This is a genomic window from Pseudomonas sp. GM74 (genome assembly GCF_000282455.1).
GTDB lineage: Bacteria > Pseudomonadota > Gammaproteobacteria > Pseudomonadales > Pseudomonadaceae > Aquipseudomonas.
On record NZ_AKJG01000033.1, the window covers coordinates 1 to 539 of the forward strand.

Sequence of the window (539 nt, forward strand, 5' to 3'; positions counted from 1 at the left end):
ACCGCGCCACAGGCAATGGTGATGAACAGGAACGGGAACAGACCGCCCTTCCATACCGGGCCGGTGCCGTCGACGAACTGGGTCAGGGCCGGCATTTTCAGCTCGGGCATGGTCACCAGGATACCGATGGCCAAGGCGACGATGGTGCCGATTTTCAGGAAGGTCGAGAGATAATCGCGGGGTGCCAGGATCAGCCACACCGGCAACACCGCCGCGACAAAACCGTAGCCGATCAGCATCCAGGTGATCTGGATACCGGTAAAGGTAAAGGCCTTGGCCCACACTGGATCCGCGGCGATCTGTCCGCCGAGCCAGATCGAACCGAGCAGCAACAGCACACCAATGACCGAGATTTCGCCGATGCGACCCGGGCGGATGTAGCGCATGTAGATGCCCATGAACATCGCGATCGGGATGGTCGCCATCACCGTGAAAATGCCCCACGGGCTCTCGGCCAGGGCTTTGACCACGATCAGCGCCAGTACTGCGAGGATGATGATCATGATCAGGAAGCAGCCGAACAGCGCGATGGTGCCGGG

The 539-nt window shown here is 60.9% G+C and carries 1 protein-coding gene; it reads right to left on the bottom strand.

Going from position 1 to position 539, the window contains the following annotated elements:
- A partial coding sequence (locus tag PMI34_RS22450) for a carbon starvation CstA family protein (protein WP_008047192.1) occupies positions 1 to 539 on the bottom strand: 539 nt, incomplete at both ends.